Here is a 17,781-nt window from a genome sequence, read left to right as displayed (position 1 = left end):
ATTTCCTTACATGGCTCTGCGCGGCGGAAACGCGATTGCGCAGGAAACAGGTGGCGACCAGCCGTTGAAATCGTCATTCAAGAGGCTTCGCTGTTGCAACGATGATCTTGGAGGCTCCGCCATGAATGCGCATACGACAACTCCGCCGGTTTCTGCCGCGCTGTCTGCCGAGGCGCGTGTCGCGCGGTACGACTGGACCCGTCTCGGCGAAGAACTCAACGGCTTCGGCTGCGCCGTCATCGACAGACTGTTGTCGCCCGAGGAATGCCGCGAGCTTGCCGGGCTCTATTCTGCCGAACACCACTTCCGCAGCCATATCCACATGGCCCGCCATGGTTTCGGCAAGGGCGAATATCGCTATTTCAAATATCCGCTGCCGGACCTCATCGGGCATTTGCGCACCGCGCTCTATCCGCGTCTTTCGGATGTCGCCACCGGGTGGAACGAGTGCATGGGCATGGATGACCGTTATCCGGCCGAACATTCCGCGTTCCTGAAGCGGTGTCACGATGCCGGTCAGAACCGGCCGACGCCGCTCATGCTGCAATATGTGCCCGGCGACTTCAATTGCCTGCATCAGGACCTCTACGGCGATCTCGCCTTCCCGATCCAGGTGGCGATCCTTCTCTCGCAGCCGGGAGAGGATTTTACCGGGGGCGAATTCGTCCTGACGGAACAACGGCCGCGCATGCAGAGCCGGGTCGAGGTCGTGCCGTTGCGCCAGGGCGATGCCGTTGCATTTGCGGTTCACAATCGGCCGGTCCAGGGAAACAAGGGCAATTACCGGGTCAATCTGCGCCACGGCGTCAGCCGCATTCGCTCCGGCATGCGCCACACGGCCGGGATCATTTTCCACGATGCCAGATAAGGCTGCATGCACGGCAAAACGCGGAGAAGCACCGGCTCCACGCAGTTTAAGGGCGAAGCATCAGTTGCGCGGCCCCATCATCTTTGGTAAATTTTGTTTAAAGATTGATGGAGCGATCAGCCATGTCGAGCGTCACGCATCGTTTCGAAAATTACATGAGAAACGGCATGGGCGGTTGGGCACGGTCGCGGCCGGTGGTCATCCGGGCACTGTTATTTCTACCCTGCCTGCTGGAATACCTGATCGTCTACGCCTTCTGTGCCGCCGTGATCGCCGTTCTAGTCTTTCTGATGGCGCTCGTGGCAGTGTTGCGCCTGGATGATCTGCGTCAGTCCGGCCTGCGCTGAGGGATACCTCAGCGTGCGGCCTTTAGCGGTTGTTCGATATAGTAGCTTTCGTAGTTCTTGCGATATTTTTCCGCTCCGCCGAAGTCGCTGTATTTTCCCAGCTCGTCCATATCGGTCTTGTTGAGCATGACGCCGAGAATCTTGGCGTTGAATTGTGGATCGGAATGCAGAACGTCGCGAACCAACCGGGCCGGGGTCTTGCCCCATTCGATGACCATCAGGAACCCGTCGGCAAAGGGCGAAAAAGCTTTGGCATCGATAACCGGCGCCAGCGGCGCAAGATCGACAATGATATAGTCGAAGTTTTTGCGGGCGTTGGCGATCAAGGTTTCCATGCCCTGCGAGGCCAGCAGTTCGTTGGTATGGTAGAGATGCTCGCGAGGCGCGATCGGCAGGATCGCAAGCCGGGTTTGCGGATCGACCCTCAGACCCACGGTCCATTCTTCTTCACCGAGCACTGCTTCCACCAATCCCGTTTTCGGTGCCGGCGAAATCATCCGGCTGATCGCCGGGTTGCGGATGTCGGCGTCGATCAGCAGCGTACGTTTGCCGCTGGCAGCAAGCAGCCCGGCAAAATTCGCCGCGATGGTGGATTTGCCTTCGCCGGGTAGCGCCGAGACGACCCCGATGACGCGATTGGGGCGGCCCTGCAGGATAACGTCGCTGGCAAGCTTGGCATTGCGCAGCGTTTCCGCAAATGCCGATCGCGGCGCATCGACAGCAATCCTCGTCATCCGGGTCAGCGGCATGTCGGCATCGGCCGGCATGTCGGCTTTGTCCACTTCGGGCTTGGCAAAGCGCTCCCGCGTCTTGCTCCACATGCTGACGGTTTTCTTGCCGACGAGCGGCAGGTAGCCCAGCGATTTGTGCCCGAGCACCGAGCGGATGTCTTCCTCCAGCCGGAAGAACCGTTCGCGAAACTCCTGCAAGCCGGCAATGACAGCACCCAGCATGAAGCCCAGCACGATGGAAAGTGCAAGAACCATCGTCCGTTTCGGGCTCGATGGCGCGGTGGGCACACCGGCATCGGAGATGATGCGGGCCTTTGCGATCGGGAATGAGCGTTGCTGAGCCGCTTCCTCGAAACGGCCGAGATAGGATTCGTAGAGCGTCTTCAGTGCGGTCGCCCGTTGTTCCAGTCCGCGCAACTGAACCAGCGATCGGTTGGCTTGCGAGTTGCTGCCGACCACACCTTCGATGCTCTTGCGCAGCGATGCCTCGCGGGATTTGGCGACTTCGAATTCGTTGCGGTAGCTGCCGGTGATTTGCTGCAGCTCCCGGAAAATCTGGCCTGCAAGTTCGGTCTTTTCGGCCCGCAGGCTGACGGCCTGGGGGTGATCGGCGCCGAAATTCTGGCTAACGGCCTGCTCGCGCTTGCTGACGGCAAGATAGCGCGTCCGCAAATCCTGAATGACCGAATTGTCGGTCTGGCTTGAGGAGATCGTTGCGTTGTTCACCGCATTTTCTGCGCCCTGGTCGATGATCGATTGGTACTGGTTATAGCGTGCGGACGCGCTGGCGCTGTCTGCCTGCGCCACAATCAACTGGCTGTTGAGATCGGACAGCTGCTGTTCCGACATCAGTTCGCCGCGCGTCGAGGTGAGGCCGTTTTCCGCCTTGAATTTTTCCGCCTCCAGGGACGCTGTCTGGGCGCGCTGTCCAAGGTCTGTCAGCCGTTCCTGCAGCCAGACGGACGCGCGTTCGGTGGCATCGAAATTCGCGTTCAACTGGTCCGTGAGATAGGCATTGGCATAGGCGCGGGTAATGGTGGCGGCAAGCTTCGGATCGGTTGACTTGTAGGACAGCGCGACAACCGAGCTTCGCGAGACCCGCTCGACCGTCAGCGCCTGCTGGATATAGGCCGCTGCCGTCTCCCGGTTGCCGTTGCGGGCCGCCGCTTCGGAAATCTTGGGCTGCGAACCAAAGATACCGGTGATGGATTTGATTGCCGATTTCACCGTCGACATCAGCGACTGTGGTGGATTGAGAACCGTATCGTTGTCTCCAAGGTTTTCGGCATCGGTGACGCGCAGTGCCAGTTCGCCTGACTTCAGGATTTCGACCGCGCTGGAAAGCTGCGTGTCGGCCAGCTGCGCGTTCTGCGGCGAGGGAGTTTCCTCAGCATATTTCGACAGGTTATCGTCGAGCAGAATCTGTGTCTGTGACGTGTAGATCGGTGTCGCAAACAGCAGATAGAGGGAGCCGACAAGGAAGCAGAGGATGACGCAGGCGGCCACGACCCTTGAACGGCGAAACGCGATTGCGGTCAGCCGGTTCAGATCGATGAACGAGTCTGATTCATCGCTTCGCAGCGATGGAACGGTGTTCAACGGAAGAGGTCTTTGATTCATGGGCCGTCTGGTCTCCGGTACATTTCATGGTCGGTTCTCACCCCAAAACGCGGCAGGGGTGAGACCAGATTTTCCAACAGCACCAAGCCACTGAAAAATCGGTATTTTCAGGCAGCCCGCATCGCCTGCTCGTGGGACAGGACCATCTCGCGAACGGATTCGAACACGAGATTGCCGATATCGGCCCGCGCCAGTGCGAAGGCGACGTTCGCTTCGATGAAGCCCTGCTTGGAGCCGCAATCGAAGGTCCGGCCTTCATAAGGATGGGCGTGGAACGATTGCTCTGCCGACAGCCGCAGCATGCCGTCGGTCAGCTGGATCTCGTTGCCGGCGCCGCGTTGCTGATGCGCAAGGATCGAGAAGATCTCCGGCTGCAAGATGTAGCGGCCGTTGAGATAGTAGGTGGACGGCGCCTCGGCAACCGGCGGCTTTTCGACCATCTGCGTCACCTCAAACCCATGCCGGGTTTTCTCGCCCATGCCGACGATGCCGTATTTCGACGTGTCCTCGAGAGCGCACTGCTCGACGGCGACGACATTGCCGCCGACATCGTTGTAGAGGTCCATCAGCCCGGCCATGCAGCCGCGCGCACCGTAAGAAATCATATCCGGCAAAAGCAGCGCGAACGGCTCATCGCCGATCAGGTCGCGGGCGCACCAGACCGCGTGGCCAAGACCAAGCGGCGCCTGTTGGCGGGTGAAGCTGACGGAGCCGGCCGTCGGCAGCATGCGCGCCAGTTCGGACAGCTGCGCATCCTTGCCCGAGCGCGTCAGCGACGAGATCAGCTCCGGCACGTCGTCAAAATGGTCCTCGATAGCCTGCTTGTTGCGGCCGGTGACGAACACGATGTGCTCGATGCCGGCCTGCATGGCTTCCTCGACGGCATATTGCACGACAGGACGATCGACGATGGTCAGCATTTCCTTCGGCATCACCTTGGTTGCGGGGAGAAACCGCGTGCCGTTTCCGGCGACGGGAATAACGGCTTTGCGAACGGGTCTGATAGGAGCCATTGAACTATCCTTTGTTCTTGTGCGGGCTGTTGCCCGGGGTGGTTCTATTCATCGTTTTCGGCGGGGGACCGAAAGGGCGAATTGCAGTGAACGGCGCCATCAGGCGCCGCAGCCTGACGGCAATGGGCATCCGCAGATGCCGGACTGCCGCCGGATTTCTCCACGCGGTTTTGACCGCGCCGGAAAGGGAACCTGCCTTGATCTGATCGACCAGGATGATGAAGGACCGCGCGTCTTCGATACTACGGTGACGCCGGTCCTGCGCCAGCATTGAAGCCTCATCCAGCCGGTGGTTTCTGAGAAACGTGGCATCGGCGGCGAGCATCGCATCCACCTGATGCAGTTTCAGCACCCGCGAGATCGACCCGCTGCGGATATAATAGGTGTAGCCGGCAATGGGCTCGACGGCGCAGCGGCCGCCCTTGGCCAGCGCCGATGCCAGAAGCAGATAATCCTCGCCGATCGGCAGGCTCTCGTCGAAGCGCAGGCCGTGCTCCTCGATGAACCGGCGCTCGAAGATCGGCTTCATGTAGCCGTAATTGTGCTCTGCCTGAAACAGCACGTTCGAGCCGATGAAGGCCGGAAGTGTCAGTGTTTCCAGTGCGGAAAGCTGGGTCTCCTGAAACATCCGCTTGATCTGGCCGTCCAGCGGAACCACATCGACATTGTCGACGACGATCTGAGCCTTGGTGGCCTTGGCCCGAGCGATCATGCGGGCGGTGCGATCCGGCGACACCGCATCGTCGGAATCCAGGATGACGATCCAGTCCCCGCCTGCGGTGGCAAGGCCTGCATTGCGGGCGCCGCCGGGACCACGGTTCTTGTCGAGCCGGATCAGCCTGACACGCGGATCGGTATAGGCATCGACGATTTCCGCCGTGTCATCCGGCGAACAATCATCGATCACGACAACCTCGACGCTGACGCCGGTTTGCGCCAGCGCGCTGTCGATGGCGCGCTCGATCGTTTCTGCGGCCTTGAAGGCGGCGACGATGAATGTGGCGTCGGGACGATGCTGTTCCATCAGGACGGCCTCGCCTCGGCTGCGCCGTATTGCTCGATTTCCCTGACGCCGAGAAGCCCCACGACGACCCCCGCATGCATCGAAGCACGCAGGGCGTAGCGGTTACGGTGAACAGGTGAGAAAAACAGGATGACGCCGGCCAGCGCGCAAAAGCCGCTTTTGGTTGCAGCAAGCGCAAGCGCACGGATTTTGCCCGCCGCACCGGTTCCGGCATCGATCAGCCGGCCATGGGTCTGGCCGAAGCGGAATTTTCGCTTGGCGAGCCAGGAGAAAGCGGCGCGCTTGGCTGGCACAGGTTCCTCAACCCAGGCCGCCGGTGCATAGGCAATCTTGCCGCCCATCCGGTGCATATGGGTAAAGAACTCCGTATCCTCGCCGCCGCTGCGGCCGAGCGCCAGGTTGAAGCGGCGCCCGGAAAGCGACGGTGCCGCAAGGCGCAAAAGGACATTGCAGGTGTAGCCGGTAATGATCTGCTCGCCGACCCAGACCGGGAATGTCGAATGAAAGTCGCCCCTTCGCATCCAGCCCGGCGCATCCTTGCCGTAGGTGGCCTTGACCGGGCCAAGCACCGCATCCGCAGCGGTTGCCTGTGCCGTCTCGATCAGTTTGGCGATCCAGTCCTGGCTGGCCGTCTCGTCATCGTCGATGAAGGCGAGGAAATCGCCTTCTGCCTTGTCAAGGCAGGCATTGCGGGCGATCGAGATATTGGAAGACGGGCAATGGACATAGACGATCTCGTGCGGCACGGAAGCGCGCAACGCGTCCACGCGCCCTTTGGCGCTCGGAGCGTCATCATTGTCAGCGACGATGATGCGGATTTCGGCATTGCCGGGTACCGTCAGCCTTGCCAGAGATGCAAGCGTCTGTTCAAGCTCAGGGCGGCGGTAGGTGCAGACGCCGATATCGATGCGGATGAGGTTCATGCCTGTGGTCATGAGGCGACCCGGCGGTTTCGGAAGTCGAGAAGCTCGCGCCAAAAGCCGGCCGACCAGGCAAAGTGCATCACCATGGCGGAAACGGCGGCGAGCGGGCCGTATGGGTTCTTTTGGCCGAGTGCCATCCACACACCGTAGCCAAGGCAAGCCACGGCCCAGAGGCCAAAGGGAATGACGGCGGCCCAGCTGATGATCGCCAGCAAGGCGCCGATGGCGACCGGAACGACGGCAAGCGGCAGCATCTGCCGAATGCTCGGCATGGCGCGGTGCTTGAGGAAATTCTTGGCCCGGCCGCGGCCATAGCCGAAATACTGCCGGAAAAGCGCCCTCGCAGTGCTGCGCGGGTGGTAGATCATGCTGGTCTTGTCGGTCATCCAGATCCGGTAACCCGCCTTGTTGAGGCGGTAGTCGAACTCGGCGTCCTCGTTATGGCTGAACATCTCGTCATAACCGCCGACCGCCCTGAACGCGGCAATCCGCATCAACGCATGATGGCCGTGATCGGCCCAATGGCCGACGGAGCCGGTGCGGTGCTTGGAACCACCATTGCCGAGCTTGGAATTCTGGGCGTAGGCCGTGGCCTTCTGGAAGGTGCTGAAGCCGACCGTCTGCATGGCGACGACGACGGAATCTGCGCCGGTCGCGACTGCGTCTTCCATCAGGCGCTGGCAATAGTCATCTGGATATTCGCCATGCGCATCGATGCGGATCATGTAGTCGTAGTCCGCACCGAGCGTGCCTACGGCAAGATTGATGGCGGCGCTCTGGATCTTCTTCGGATTGCCGAGCAGCTGGACCTTCGGATTGACCGCCGAAATCCGCTGGACGATGTCGAGGGTGCCGTCGGTACTGCCGCCATCGACCACGACCAGATCGGCGTTCAAGTCCTGCATCGCACCGGTAAGCTTGGTGATCAGTGCTTCGATATATTTGGCCTCGTTGAGGCAGGGGATAACAATCAGGCAGCGGCCGTGCTTCAGATCATCGGCGTTCATAACAGTCCACCCTTGTTGCTGTGTTTTTGCGAGAGCTCATGGATTGACGCGGTCTGGGCGTCACTGGCGCGCAGTGCTGCAAGCCGGTTGACCAGCCGCTGGCAATCGGCCCGATCGAAGACCCAGGTCGATGATCCCGTCGCTGCGACCTTGCCGAATTCGGCGAAATAGCGTTCCCGCGTCATGCCGGAAAAAAGATTGGCAAGTGCGGCACTTTCGGCTCGGTCGAGGACGAGGCCGATATGCTTGGCGCTGATGAACCGCGCCGTTTCCGTCCCGCGCATGGCAATTGGAACGGCGTTGTAGCGGCAGCCTTCGTAAAGCCGGTTGGGCAGCAGCCAGCTGGAATTCAAGCCTTCCTCGAAAAAGTCGATGCCCCAGGAAAACTGGACGTCATCGTAAATTCGCGCCAGATCCTCGGGATTCTGGTAGGCGCCGTGAAAGTGCATGAAGGGTTCGTTCTCGACGAAACCGTCGAAATCATCGAACTCCGAATAGGCCGGACGTCCGCGCAATACGACTTCGAACTTTCCATCCATGGCGCGGGTGAACTCTGCAAGCAGCTTTAGCGATTTGCGGCAGCGCAAGGCACCGAACCAGCCGATCTTCCAGGGTTCGCCGGGCTGTGGTGGACGCGGGCGCGCCGTCTGCATGCCAACGGTTTCTTCAAGCTCGATCACTTGGTTTTCCAGCAGCATGATCGGCGCTTTGAGACGCGAGACCGGCCGGAAATAATTTTCGATGAAGGCGGGTGAACTGGTAATCAGGAGGCTGACATTCCGCCCGAGATAATGTTCGGCAGCGCGCAACATCCGGCAGGCAAAATCCTTGCGTAGCAGAAGACGGTGAATGTCCAGGCATTCGTAGACGATTGGAACATTGCCGCCGAAAATGGCGTTTGCCCGATTGGCAAGCGCAAGCATTTCGAGATTGCGGGCAATGATGACACCGGGCCTTTTAGCCCCGCTCAGCTTGTGACGCAGAAGCATTGCCGCCTTGGCAACCGCAGCGACCCGCTGACCAAACCGCCCATCCTTGGTGACGCCGAGTTCGATGACACCATCGGCGGCAGGCGTAGCCGCGCCGCGCCGGAAGCCCGCCACCGTCACGTTCGCACCGCCTGCCTCAAGCGTCAGGGTTCTACGCCTGATCGCCGGGTCTGCCACATCATGTGCCAGGTATAGTATATCCAGCATGAAACTTCCCGTTCCCCGCTCAGCCAGCGCCGAGCTTAGTTCAGTTTTTTGTGCACCGCAACATTCATGTTGCGGATGCTAATAGGCATCAATCGAGCATGCAGGTGAGGGATTCGGGAAAGAGGCACTTTTCGCCGGGAGCGGTGTAAGCCACGCGGTCAACCTGCATCTTTGCCGGGCCTTTATAGTCAAATTTGCCCATCCAGTCGCTCAAGGTATCCGTTCCCCAGAGGCTGAAGAAAATTTTCTGTTCGTTGACCGGGATCTTCGTGGGATCCGTGACCTCCTGCACCAGCTTGCCGTTCAGGTAGTAGCGCAGCCGGTCTTTTTCCCAGACGAAGGCGTAGTCGTTGAAATCGGCATTGGCGCCGCCTGTGACATCGACCAGCTTCTCGTTGCCGCCCTTGGCCGAAATATACTGGTTGACCTGAACCTTGCCGGAATCCTTGCCCAGCACTTCGAAGTCGATCTCGTCATGCGGCTTTTTGTCGGTCGGTCCGATATAGGTAAAGAAAGCCGAGTTCAGCCCTGAGCCTTCGGCTGTTTTGATCCGCGCTTCATAGGTGCCGTAACTGTAGCGCTTGTTGGTCTGGATCTCGCCGCAGGCATAGTCGCGCTTGCCGGCCTTGCGCTGCTCGAAGGTGAGCTCAAGCACACCATTTTCAATGGCGACCTGATCTTTCGACCACGTGCAGTTCTGATGTGCGCCATTGTCCCAACCGTCCGAAACGTACCAGATCTTCCTATCGACAGTGTCGAAATTCTCGACGAAGGATGTGCCGGTCTTGGCGCCCTGGGCGAAGGCGGATGCTGGAATGGCGGCGGAAAACGCCGAAAGGACGATAAGCATTTTTGAGATCGATCGGGTCATCGTATCGCTTTTTCCTTTGGAGAAGAGGTGTCGGGCAAGCTTGGCTGGTTTGCTCCGTTTTCCGTCATGCGCTTTGCTGCAGCGGTGGAACGGCCCGCGCGGCTGCCGGTTAGAACGGCATGCAACCTGGGTATCAGGCGCTTCGCCACGTGGTGAGAGGCGACCAAAATCAGCAGGGCCAGAATGGGCGTTGCGAAGTAGAATAGCGGGTAGAGACCAGGATGTGCCGCGCGGTTCCAAAGCATCCAGAATGCGATGAGTAACGGGTAATGGGCGCAGAAAATCCAGAAGCTCAGACCTTCCGACCCGGAAAGCCGCTCGCCGAGCCGTGAGCGGATAAGGATCGCCGAGATTGCCCAGGAGCCGACGATGCCGCAGATCGCCGTCAGGCTGCGCAGCATATCGATCCACACCGGATAGTCCGGCCCTGTCCAATAGAGTGCAGTCGCCAGAATCACGGCTGCCGTCAGAAACAGCGCGGATATCAATGCGGCATGCCGATCGAGTGTCCGGATGTTGATGTGGTGAAGACTGGCGTAGATGCCGCAGCTGAAGCCGAACAGGATGGACTTCTTCAGGAAGATGCCGCTCGGGATCGGCAACACGGCGTAGGCGAAGAAGATTGCCAGCATCGTCAGCGGATAGCGCTTGATCAGGATGGCGAGAACGGGCGCAAGCAGGATGCACAGAAGCAGATCCCGCAGGAAGTAGAGCGGAACATTGATCGGCAGGCCCTCGATCGCGAAGGTCAGCGTCGCCAAATCGCGCGGCGCCGCGTTGATCGCATCGGGGAGATAACCAAAGCCGATACCGCCCTTCTGTCCAAGCACAACGAGCGCCAGAAAGGACAGGTTCCAGATCAGGAATGGCAGCAGAACCGTGCGCGCCTTGGAACGGACCGTCTTGCCGTAGTCGAAGGCGTCGAGCCCGCGGCGAAACATCAGGTAGCCGGAAATCGCGCTCAGGCAGGGCACGCCAACCCTGAACAGGCTGTCGCCGAGAAAGACCCTGACCCAATCGACGAAGCCATTGGCACCGAGGAACGGGCTGGTCTGCGGATCAAAGGGGACATGTACGAAGACAATTCCCGAGATGAGCAAGATGCGCATCAGATTGATCCGCGATGATATATTCGCGTCGATAACCAAGGCGACATCCCCTGTTGTGCCGCTCCCCCCAAAGCGGCGTTTCAACCAGAGCAGACTTCAACCTGCATCTCGAAGATAGGGCAGCGTGTCGCGAAAAATATGGCACTGCAGCAGAAAAAGTCATGCCGATGCTGCAATGCACGCGGTTTTGGAGGGCAGAAATCGGATGAAAAAAATGCCAATATTATATCTGGAAGCCTGGAAAAATGCGTGAGGTTAGTATGTTGCTGAATATCAGGAGTTTCTGATGTAATGTGCTTCGCGGAATTGGCCGGAGTGAGAAATTAGTTTCGAAAACGGGCAATTCCACACGTCAAGGTTTGTGAAATGCTTCTCAAGTCGGCACGCCTGTTCCGAAATAAGGCGCTCCTGCAACCCGTCCGGCGTGTTTCGCAACGGTACCCGCCGGAGTTTTTGGCCTGGCCTCAAGACCGCCTGTTTTTGACGAGCTGATAGATTTTCGCCAAAAGTGGGCGTTCCGACAGCAGGACGAACAGGACGTAGATCAGGCCGCCGATCGCAGCGCCGGCGAGGATCTGCAGGATCGGGTTCGGCACCAGGGAACCGAAGGTGTTGAGCAGATACCGAACCGCAAGCGCCATCACCAGCGCCATCAGCATGGGGCGGCTGCTGATATACAGACCCTTGAAGAACGGTGTTCCATCCGCCTTGAAGACCGCCCATGAGTAACCGATCAACGTTGCGGCATTGACGATGCAGAGCCAGATCATCGCATCGATGAGCTTGCCCGTGCTTGCCCCATAGGCAACGGCCGCGCAGGTGACGATGGCGCGAATGATGGCGGACCAGAACAGCGCCCGGCCATGGCCGACGCCTTTGAGATAGGGAATGAAAGTGCTGCACGGCGTGAGGATGCCCTTGGACAGCGCCAGCAATCCGAGCACCGGCCAGGCATAGGCCCATTGCGGGCCGAACAGCACGCGCATCGCCGGTTCCGCCAGCGCCCAGAGGCCGAACATCATCGGCGCCAGCAGCACCGTGGTCACCTGCGTGCTGAACATCAGCGCCTGCGAACGGCGGGCCTTGTCATCCATCATGCCGCTGAAGGCCGGGAACAGCACCCCCATGACGGCGGAAAGCACGACCTGATTGGGAATGCTGGCAAAGCGATTGGCAGCCGAATAGGCGCCGGCATCGGCAAGGCCGAGATAACGCGAGATGATCACCATCGGTGATTGGAAGGTGATGAAATTTGCGACTTCCGAGCCCATCATGCCCAGGCTGAAGCGGCTCAAGCCGATAACCCGCTTGGGATGAAAGACGAAACGCGGCATGTAGTGCGAGACCGCATAGAGGCCGCAGAGACGCACCAGCGCCGAGACGAAGAGCTGGGCCATCAGTGCCCAGACACCCCATCCGAAAAGCGCCAGCACGACGGCGACGATGGCGCCGAGCGATTCGGAAATCATGCTCCAGACCGCGTCCTTGCTGAAGTTCATCCGCCGTGCGAGCAGCGAATAGGCGACGTCGCCTCCAAGCTGGATAGGAATGAGGAAGCTCATGATCTTCAACAGGTAGGCGGCTTCCGGCGCGCCGAGAAGGGCTGCAAAGAAATCCGCCCAGATGAAAAGACCGAGCGCCATGAGACAGGAAATGGCAAGGTTGGCCCAGAAGACGGAATGGACTGTTTCCATCTCCTCCTCGCGCTGGATCACCAGTGCCGAGGTCAATCCGGCCCCGCCGATCATGGCCAGAAACTGCACCACCGTGAGCGCCACGGCGACCGCGCCGAACTCTTCCGGTGTCAGGATCCGGGCTAAAATCGGCACCGTGACAAACTTAAGCCCGAATGTACTTGTCTTGGATAAGATGCTCCAACCGACATTGCTTGTGACGGATTTGACGTTAACTGTAGGAGGCATGGCGTAAATCCTGTGTGGCGATGGGGAGGATCAAGGACAAAGGAGACGCGCTCGATAACGCAGTCGCAACCTGATGGAGGAACCAGGAAGCACCTTCTAGGAAAACCGCAGGGGCAAAAAGATGGCGAAGTTTACAGTTGTTATTCCGTACTACCAGAAACAGGCAGGAATTCTGAGCCGGGCCTTGGGCTCCGTCTTTGCGCAGACCTACCAGGATTTCGATGTCATCATTGTCGATGACCAGTCGCCTTTTCCGATCGAAACCGATCTGGAAACGCTGAACGTCGAGCAGCAGGCGCGCATCCGCGTCATCAAGCAGGCCAATGCCGGCCCCGGCGGCGCGCGCAACACGGGCCTCAACAACGTCACAGCGGAAACCGATTTTGTTGCCTTCCTGGATTCTGACGATCTGTGGACACCAGACCATCTTCAAAATGCTCAGCAGACGATGACCCGCTTTGGAGCCGACTGCTATTGGGCATCCATTACCGGCGGCGATGCCTTCTACTATCATTTCGATATGGCCGAACTGGAAAAGACCGAAAAAGTCACGCGGCTTTCCGAGACGCCGCTGGTTCTGGAAGTACCGGAGTTTTCGCAGGTCATGTTGCGCAACTGGAGCTTCCTGCATCTGTCCTGCATGGTGATCGGGCGAAAACTGTTTGAGGCCGTGCGCTTCGAAGCAGAGCTTCGGCTGGCGGCAGAGGACGTATTGTTCTTTTGCGATTGCGCCATTGCAGCCGATCGAATCGTCCTGTGCAACGAGTCCGGGGCTATACGGGGCGAGGGGGTCAACATCTTCCACAGCATCGATAGCGATTCTCCGCAGTTCCTGTCTCAGCAGTTCAACACCTGGGTTGCGCTCGACACATTGGAAGGACGCTTTTCCCGCAAGCCGGCGGAAATCGCTTCGATCCATTCCTACAAACACACTGCGCGCCGACAGGCTCTCTGGAGCCAGGCCCGGCTGATCAAGCGGCGGAAGATGCCGCAGTTCAATCTGTTGGCCCGCTGGGTGTGGCGTGATCCGAAGCTGTTGCAAAGCGCGCTTCAGCTTGCCGTCGGCAAGTTATCACGGTAGCCTTCGCAGGTGCAGCATTTTTTGCTGCCCTCATTGATGCGCGTGATTGCCATGGCATGTCACGCGCGAGCAGTTCCTTGCGCAACGCATGTAGGAGATGGTCATGGACCCTTATTATTGGGAATCCGAACACGGAAATTTCGGCGACGATCTCAATCTGTGGCTCTGGGATTTTCTGATCCCGGGATTCCGCGATGTTCGTCCAGAAACGCTTCTGGTCGGGGTCGGGACGGTGCTGAACCGGGCGCTCCTGCCGGAAGGCCGGCACAAGCTGGTGCTCGGCAGCGGTTTTGGTTACGGCACCTTGCCCGATATGAGCAACAGCCAGGAATGGGATATCCGCTGCGTTCGCGGCCCGTTGACGGCACAGAAAGTCGGTATCGATCCAAAGCTCGGCATCATCGACCCGGCGGTCATGGTTGCCGAAATGCCAGAGTTCAAAGGTCTGCCGAAGAAGTACAAGAAAAGCTTCGTCCCTCATTGGGAATCGGCAATTGCCGGCCTGTGGCCGGTTATCTGCCAGACAGTCGGTCTGCATTACATCGATCCGCGCGGTGACGCGAAGGATGTCATTCGCGAAATCGCCCAGTCGGAAGTGGTCATCGCCGAATCGATGCATGGTGCCATCCTCGCCGATGCTTTTCGCGTTCCGTGGGTGGCCGTGACGACCTCCAACGCCATTAACAGTTTCAAGTGGAACGATTGGGCCCACACCGTCGGCGTTGTCTACCGTCCGCGCCATGTGCCTGTTTCCAGCCGGGCGGAGGCCATTATCAAGGGTGCGAAGTTCTGGGGCGTCGATTTCGACGCGCATCAGCCGGCACTCGATGATCCGAACAAGCGTCAGATCGACGAAAGTGTCATAGTCGCCGCCCGCGCGCGCAAGCAGACCTCGTTGCGGGTTGCCGCCAAACAACTACTGGCGGCCCCTTCGGCCCTGTCTCTTTGGCAAGCAGCCCGCGTTACGCCGCAACTGAGCGCAGATCATGCCTTGGCAGAGTGCAAGGAGCGGTTTCTCGAGGTTATCGCTGGAGTGCGCCGCGACTATTTCTAAACCACCATCGCCTCATGGTCCGCCATCAAGCCTGCCCTATTGGGAAGCTGATGGCGGCTGCAGGAGATAACGCAAGCCCCCTGATCCGCCGAGCGCGACCGGTGCCGTATCTGGCTGCCGGCGGAAGCGTTCCGTCTTGTCGGCGAAGATCCCGCAGGCGATGGCCGGAATGGCGGCTGGGTTGCCAAGCGCGTGAAACAGCGCGGCTTTCGCGCCGGATTGCCGCTTGATGTCGAGGAATTCCCGAAGCTCGTATCGCCAGCGAATGTGATGTTCGTGCTGAGCAATCAACGCCCTTGATTGTGGTGACAGGTCCGTCTGCGCAAGAATTGCCCTGTCGGCCTCATAAAGCTTCTTCAGATCGACGGTGCGGTGACTGCTGCTGAGGGAATCGCCGCGGACGACGGCACCATAGCCGCAGCTGTGGATGATCTTGTAGCGTGCGTCCTTGGTCAGCGCGCGGGCATAAAGATCGTAGTCTTCGCCCAGCCGCAGGCTTTCCTGATAGCGCAGGCGGTGGGCATCGAGAAAGTCGCGCCGCATCAACGGTTTCAGAAACCCGATCTCTCCACGCCGGACACCGCGCTTGGAAATATTACCCGCGATGAATTCGCCGAGGGTGAGAATACGCGGGGCCGCCGGAAACGCCGTGAGGGCAAGATGCGCCTCTCCGGCCGTCTCTGCATCGACGAAAGCGATATTGTCGGCGATGAAATCCCAGTCCGTCTGCGACAGGAGATTGCTCAACCTGCCGGGAAAAAAGAAATCATCGGCGTCGAGCACCGCCAGTACCGGCGCGCTGGATATTGCAATGGCGTGGTTGCGGGCCGCAGCCGGGCCTCTGTTGACCTCGAACCGCGCAATTGTCAGCCGCCCGCTGCCATCGTCAGACTTCTGGGAGACTTCGCTGGTGCCATCGCTCGATCCGTCATCGACGACGATAACCTCGGCGGTTTCAGGCTCTCTCAGTGCCGAGATGATGGCCTGCCCGATCGTTTCGGCCGCGTTCTTCGCGGCGATGATGACGCAGACGTCTGCATTCGGTTTCATAATCGCATTCCTTCATCGCTGTCGCGCCGAACCTAAGTCGGCTTTGGACGGGCGGCAAGGCGCGATATTGCAGATGCGAAGTGATCAACCGGTATTGTGCGTTTGCGAAGGGTGTTCGGGATCGACGAGAGCCGTCTATCGCGATGGCGGCTCAGACACACGCTTCAGGAATTGAAGTGGCCTGGATTGTTCGACACGCGGATCGTTTTCGGCTCCTTGTCGTCACCAGCCGATGCAGTTATCGGCGACTGACGTTGCGCCGCGTTGCGGCGGTCGCGGCCTTCCTTGGCCACCAGAAACAGCACGGCGATAAAATATCCGGCCTGTACAAGCACCGCGCAGACCAGTGTCTGCCAGGCTGTCGTCCAGGCAGAGCCCGTCAGGAAGAAGGTCACGATGGCAAAAACGCTCAGCGCTCCGATCATGCTGATGAAAACACGCGGTGCTAACATCAGAACGTCCTCAATATTCTGTCTTGATATGCAGACATCATTGAAAAATCCACCTTATCCTCTTAGGCGATTATTAACATATCGAAGACCCACTGCGGTTTCAATCGCGCATAAGCATTCTATTTCATTACATTTGCGTTATTTACGGCACGAATTCTTAGCCTGCATTTAAAATCATCTGTCGATTGCGCAACAACGGCAAGATTTTTGACGGAAAGTCGTGCCAATTTCGCCGATTAGCGCCAGATTGTGATGCGGCACGAAGCGCCAACCGGTTTTGGCCACATTTAGGGATGCATCGCCCTACTGATGCAAGCAGAAGGCGTATTCCTCCGGTGATCGATCCACAGGTGGTGGAGAAGCTTCTTTCGCTGATCAACTTTTGTTACAAAATTAGAATATACTAATAGATTGAGGTGCAGTGCAAAAGGAATGCTGCATTGCAATATTTTTACCGGGAAGACAATATTTTTAGTAGTTTTCGACTAAAACAAGATTTCTTAAATATCGAATTCGCATCGCTTATGTTTATAATTTGGTTAATTCGGTGAAATAACTCGTATTTCTCAGCAAAGATTTCAGTTTTTAAGATTTTCTATTTCCAAAAATCGTCATTTATCGCTTGATGAACGCAGACTGCCGGGTGCATTTAATTTTTAACTTGGACGCATTTGCCTCGAATGGCAGCAATGGGGCAAAAGTTGCCTTTAAAAATCTAAATCTCCCTCTACACTCTCATCTGTAATTGATCCCAGTACCCTCTGGGAACCCGACCAATCGCCAACCCGAATGGAGTTTTCTCCCATGAAGTCTGCGACTCGATCGGCAAGTTCGCCGTATTTTACTACCATCGAATCCGGGGGACACCGGCCGATAGGGGGAATATCCAAAAGGGGTTTTGATATCTTCGCCGCGTCCTTGGCGCTCATTGTCTTCAGCCCGCTCTTTCTGCTGCTGATGGCGCTGGTCAAGTTTTCCGATGGCGGAAAGGTGTTTTATGGGCACCGCCGCGTTGGTCATAATGGCCGTTTCTTCCATTGCCTCAAGTTCCGGACAATGGCGCCGGATGCCGATAAGATTTTGCAGGACCATCTGCGGAAAAATCCCAAGGCTTACGAGGAATGGCAGGCGACCCGCAAGCTCCAGGACGATCCACGCGTCACGGCCGTAGGCAATGTGCTGCGCAAATTGAGCCTTGATGAACTACCGCAGCTGCTCAACATCATCCGTGGTGAAATGAGTGTCGTGGGTCCACGTCCCGTGGTCGAAGACGAGCTGGAGCTTTATGAGCATTCTGCCGTCTTTTATCTGAAGTCCCGTCCCGGTCTGACAGGGCTGTGGCAGGTAAGTGGCCGCAATGACGTCTCCTATGCCGCACGTATCGCCTACGATACGCATTACGTGACCAATTGGTCGCTGCTCAACGATGTGGTCATCGTTGCCAAGACAATTCCTGCTGTCTGCCTGTCCCGGGGCAGTTACTGATCACAGTCATCAGCGTGAATACGCCGCT

16 protein-coding genes are annotated in these 17,781 nt (G+C 58.4%); 5 read left to right on the top strand and 11 right to left on the bottom strand.

Annotation, left to right across the window (positions count from 1 at the left end; genetic code table 11):
• Nucleotides 1-121: 121 nt before the first annotated feature.
• Together ACP7BS_RS07655 and ACP7BS_RS07650 are read left to right on the top strand one after the other, a co-directional pair.
• Nucleotides 122-868, top strand: coding sequence for a 2OG-Fe(II) oxygenase (locus ACP7BS_RS07655; protein ID WP_426237346.1), 747 nt, complete (start codon nucleotides 122-124; stop codon nucleotides 866-868).
• A 122-nt stretch (nucleotides 869-990) separates the two neighbouring features.
• Complete coding sequence (locus ACP7BS_RS07650) at nucleotides 991-1,215, top strand: hypothetical protein (protein WP_426237345.1); 225 nt, start codon at nucleotides 991-993, stop codon at nucleotides 1,213-1,215.
• An 8-nt stretch (nucleotides 1,216-1,223) separates the two neighbouring features.
• Here the strand turns inward: ACP7BS_RS07650 and ACP7BS_RS07645 are convergent, their stop codons facing one another.
• The 9 genes from ACP7BS_RS07645 to ACP7BS_RS07605 form a co-directional block, all read right to left on the bottom strand.
• Nucleotides 1,224-3,566, bottom strand: coding sequence for a polysaccharide biosynthesis tyrosine autokinase (locus tag ACP7BS_RS07645; RefSeq protein ID WP_426237343.1), 2,343 nt, complete (start codon nucleotides 3,564-3,566; stop codon nucleotides 1,224-1,226).
• Nucleotides 3,567-3,673: 107 nt separating this feature from the next.
• Complete coding sequence (locus ACP7BS_RS07640; RefSeq protein WP_426229143.1) at nucleotides 3,674-4,579, bottom strand: UTP--glucose-1-phosphate uridylyltransferase; 906 nt, start codon at nucleotides 4,577-4,579, stop codon at nucleotides 3,674-3,676.
• 4 nt (nucleotides 4,580-4,583) lie between these two features.
• A complete protein-coding gene (locus tag ACP7BS_RS07635; RefSeq protein ID WP_426237341.1) occupies nucleotides 4,584-5,603 on the bottom strand; it encodes a glycosyltransferase family 2 protein in 1,020 nt (339 codons plus the stop codon).
• Complete coding sequence (locus ACP7BS_RS07630; RefSeq protein WP_426237339.1) at nucleotides 5,603-6,538, bottom strand: glycosyltransferase; 936 nt, start codon at nucleotides 6,536-6,538, stop codon at nucleotides 5,603-5,605. The genes ACP7BS_RS07635 and ACP7BS_RS07630 overlap by 1 nt, the downstream gene beginning before the upstream one ends.
• Nucleotides 6,535-7,533, bottom strand: coding sequence for a glycosyltransferase family 2 protein (locus ACP7BS_RS07625; protein ID WP_426237337.1), 999 nt, complete (start codon nucleotides 7,531-7,533; stop codon nucleotides 6,535-6,537). The genes ACP7BS_RS07630 and ACP7BS_RS07625 overlap by 4 nt, the downstream gene beginning before the upstream one ends.
• A complete protein-coding gene (locus ACP7BS_RS07620) occupies nucleotides 7,530-8,729 on the bottom strand; it encodes a glycosyl transferase family 1 (protein WP_426237335.1) in 1,200 nt (399 codons plus the stop codon). The genes ACP7BS_RS07625 and ACP7BS_RS07620 overlap by 4 nt, the downstream gene beginning before the upstream one ends.
• An 88-nt stretch (nucleotides 8,730-8,817) precedes the next feature.
• The gene (locus tag ACP7BS_RS07615) at nucleotides 8,818-9,600 is read right to left on the bottom strand and encodes a glycoside hydrolase family 16 protein (protein ID WP_426237333.1); all 783 of its coding nucleotides are present in this window, start codon (nucleotides 9,598-9,600) and stop codon (nucleotides 8,818-8,820) included.
• Nucleotides 9,597-10,709: an acyltransferase family protein gene (locus ACP7BS_RS07610; protein ID WP_426237331.1), complete on the bottom strand. Its 1,113-nt coding sequence runs from the start codon at nucleotides 10,707-10,709 to the stop codon at nucleotides 9,597-9,599. Before ACP7BS_RS07610 ends, ACP7BS_RS07615 begins: the two co-directional genes overlap by 4 nt.
• A gap of 464 nt (nucleotides 10,710-11,173) precedes the next feature.
• A complete protein-coding gene (locus ACP7BS_RS07605; protein WP_426237329.1) occupies nucleotides 11,174-12,631 on the bottom strand; it encodes a lipopolysaccharide biosynthesis protein in 1,458 nt (485 codons plus the stop codon).
• A 121-nt stretch (nucleotides 12,632-12,752) separates the two neighbouring features.
• On the opposite strand from ACP7BS_RS07605, the gene ACP7BS_RS07600 reads away from it, so the two are divergent.
• Entirely contained in the window at nucleotides 12,753-13,712 is a 960-nt protein-coding gene (locus ACP7BS_RS07600) for a glycosyltransferase family 2 protein (protein ID WP_426237327.1), read from the top strand.
• Between the two features lie 103 nt (nucleotides 13,713-13,815).
• Complete coding sequence (locus tag ACP7BS_RS07595; protein ID WP_426237325.1) at nucleotides 13,816-14,766, top strand: polysaccharide pyruvyl transferase family protein; 951 nt, start codon at nucleotides 13,816-13,818, stop codon at nucleotides 14,764-14,766.
• Nucleotides 14,767-14,802: 36 nt separating this feature from the next.
• Here ACP7BS_RS07595 and ACP7BS_RS07590 read toward each other — a convergent pair whose 3' ends face one another.
• Both ACP7BS_RS07590 and ACP7BS_RS07585 read right to left on the bottom strand, forming a co-directional pair.
• A complete protein-coding gene (locus ACP7BS_RS07590; RefSeq protein ID WP_426237323.1) occupies nucleotides 14,803-15,816 on the bottom strand; it encodes a glycosyltransferase family 2 protein in 1,014 nt (337 codons plus the stop codon).
• Nucleotides 15,817-15,980: 164 nt separating this feature from the next.
• Complete coding sequence (locus tag ACP7BS_RS07585; RefSeq protein WP_426229132.1) at nucleotides 15,981-16,268, bottom strand: exopolysaccharide production repressor protein; 288 nt, start codon at nucleotides 16,266-16,268, stop codon at nucleotides 15,981-15,983.
• Nucleotides 16,269-17,072: 804 nt separating this feature from the next.
• On the opposite strand from ACP7BS_RS07585, the gene ACP7BS_RS07580 reads away from it, so the two are divergent.
• The gene (locus tag ACP7BS_RS07580; RefSeq protein ID WP_426229131.1) at nucleotides 17,073-17,753 is read left to right on the top strand and encodes a sugar transferase; all 681 of its coding nucleotides are present in this window, start codon (nucleotides 17,073-17,075) and stop codon (nucleotides 17,751-17,753) included.
• The last annotated feature ends 28 nt before the right edge of the window (nucleotides 17,754-17,781 follow it).

It is taken from the genome of Pararhizobium sp. DWP1-1-3 (assembly GCF_049896125.1).
Taxonomy (GTDB): Bacteria; Pseudomonadota; Alphaproteobacteria; order Rhizobiales; family Rhizobiaceae; genus Pararhizobium.
Note: the sequence above shows the minus strand (reverse complement) of the source record. Positions and strands in the feature narration are given on the sequence as shown.